Origin of the sequence: Terriglobus sp. YAF25, assembly GCF_052113305.1 — a bacterium.
Classification (GTDB): domain Bacteria; phylum Acidobacteriota; class Terriglobia; order Terriglobales; family Acidobacteriaceae; genus Terriglobus.
This window is the reverse complement of sequence record NZ_JBFRCY010000427.1, coordinates 1-2,500: the sequence shown is the minus strand read 5'-3', so window position 1 is coordinate 2,500 and position 2,500 is coordinate 1. Positions and strand designations below refer to the sequence as shown.

Annotated in this window: 2 tRNA genes and 2 rRNA genes (1 of these 4 cut by a window edge); all 4 read left to right on the top strand. The window is 51.9% G+C overall.

From position 1 onward, the window contains the following. Nucleotides 1-243: ribosomal RNA gene (locus AB4043_RS17195) — 16S ribosomal RNA — on the top strand; it begins 1,257 nt to the left of the window's first position. 246 nt (nt 244-489) lie between these two features. Then, nucleotides 490-566, top strand: a tRNA-Ile gene (locus tag AB4043_RS17190). Between the two features lie 45 nt (nt 567-611). Continuing rightward, a tRNA-Ala gene (locus tag AB4043_RS17185) sits at nt 612-687 on the top strand. 392 nt (nt 688-1,079) lie between these two features. Next, a 23S ribosomal RNA gene (locus AB4043_RS17180) occupies nt 1,080-2,500 on the top strand; the annotation flags it as partial.

Sequence of the window (2,500 nt, the reverse complement as noted above, 5' to 3'; positions counted from 1 at the left end):
GTTCGGATTGARGTCTGCAACTCGACYTCATGAAGCTGGAATCGCTAGTAATCGCAGATCAGAACGCTGCGGTGAATACGTTCCCGGGCCTTGTACACACCGCCCGTCACATCACGAAAGTGGGTTGCACTAGAAGTCGGTGAGCTAACCGCAAGGGAGCAGCCGCCCAAGGTGTAATTCATGATTGGGGTGAAGTCGTAACAAGGTAGCCGTAGGAGAACCTGCGGCTGGATCACCTCCTTTCTAAAAGAGAAACGTCATGGCACATAAACGCGCTCCGCGGAATGCGGACGATCTTCGGATCGAGCGGTTATGGTGACCATGTCAACCATCGCCTGACTTACCTGCAGGAGTGATGGAATTCTGAATCAAGCCTTCTTTTGGCTTGCTTGTCATCGATATCGATGGTCAGGACTGGCTTAGCTGGTCCGCACGTTCAACTGTGTCCTCGAAAAACTTTTCGAGAGAGCTTCTGGAAGCTCTACCAAAGGGCCTGTAGCTCAGTTGGCTAGAGCGCACCCCTGATAAGGGTGAGGTCGGTAGTTCGAATCTACCCAGGCCCACCATTCTCAGGTAGAAAGCAGCCAGGCTCGGCAATATGGTTTGTCCATGGGGCTGTAGCTCAGCTGGGAGAGCACCTGCTTTGCAAGCAGGGGGTCAGCGGTTCGATCCCGCTCAGCTCCACCAACACTCTCGATGTGGTTTGACGATCCCGCTAAGTGCGGTATACTGAAAAACGTTGCCTCTAACCGAGGTTGAAGTCCTGACTGGTAAGTCAGAGCTTGAACCTTGAGTAGAAGCAACACTCAAGCCGGCCAAGGTCGGTGAGCAGCAATAAGGTTGCTCGAGTGATGTTTGACAACTGAATAGATTGGGTAAATTAAATAACTACAAGGCTGAGCTGTCAGCGGTAAGGGTTGTTTCCTTATGCGGCTGACAATAATCAGTGTTGAGTGTCTTTAGAATAATTCAGCTAGGCGATAGCGATCAGGTAGTTTCTGAGAGCGAGTCGCGCTAGCGAAGGCGGACAACAACATAGAGTTGGACGCTCGCACATTCTGTGTGTGAGTAAATTCTATGGTCAAGCTACTAAGGGCGCACGGTGGATGCCTTGGCAGAAACAGGCGATGAAGGACGTGGCAAGCTGCGATAAGCTTCGGGGAGCCGCACACAGGCGTTATATCCGGAGATTTCCGAATGGGGRAACCCAGCTGGGCAAAACCCAGTTATATCCCGCTGAATTCATAGGCGGAGATAAGCGAACGGAGGGAAGTGAACCATCTCAGTACCTCCAGGAGAAGAAAGAAACCTCGATTCCGATAGTAGTGGCGAGCGAAATCGGAACAGCCCAAACCCGTCGCATTAAGGTGCAACGGGGGTTGTAGGGCCTGCAACAGTAGAGTTACCAATCTGGCTTATAGTCGAATCCTCTGGAAAGTGGATCCATAGAGCGTGACAGGCGCGTAGACGAAATGAGTCCAGACTCGAAGCAGGTACCTGAGTAAGGCGGGGCACGTGAAACCCTGCTTGAATCCACGGAGACCATTCCGTAAGGCTAAATACTMSTKWCTGACCGATAGTGAACYAGTACCGTGAGGGAAAGGCGAAAAGMACCCCRGWGAGGGGAGTGAAAAGTACCTGAAACCGTRTGCSTACAAGCAGTGGGAGGACTATGCCCGTAAGGGAATGTCTGACCGCGTGCCTATTGCATAATGAGCCGGCTAGTTATTCTTGTCAGCAAGGTTAAGCGTGAGCGAGCCGCAGCGAAAGCGAGTCTGAATAGGGCGATTAAGTTGGCAGGAATAGACGCGAAGCGGGATGATCTACCCTTGGCCAGGTTGAAGATGGGGTAACACCCATTGGAGGACCGAACCGGTGTTTGTTGAAAAAAGCTCGGATGAGCTGAGGGTAGGGGTGAAAGGCTAATCAAATTCCGTGATAGCTCGTTCTCTCCGAAATAGCTTTAGGGCTAGCCTCGGATGATTTGCGTTGGTGGTAGAGACATGATTGGACTAGGGGGCTTTCCGRCTTACCGAATCCAGCCAAACTTCGAATGCCAATGACAACCAGTCCGGGAGTCAGACTGTGGGGGCTAAGCTTCACAGTCGAGAGGAAAACAGTCCAGACCGCCTGCTAAGGTCCCCAAATTACAGTTAAGTGGGAAAGGAAGTCGGAACGCTCAGACAGCYAGGAGGTTGGCTTAGAAGCAGCCAYCCTTTAAAGAAAGCGTAATAGCTCACTGGTCAAGCGGTCCGGTGCCGACAATACAACGGGGCTAAAACTGTATACCGAAGCAGCGGATGCACACTTTGTGTGCGTGGTAGGAGAGCATTCTCACAGCGATGAAGTCAGACTGAGAAGACTGATGGAGCGTTGAGAAGAGACCCTGCCGGCATAAGTAGCGATAATCAACGTGAGAACCGTTGACGCCGAAAGTCTAAGGTTTCCTGAGGAAGGTTAATCCGCTCAGGGTTAGGCGGTCCCTAAGCTGAGGCCGAGA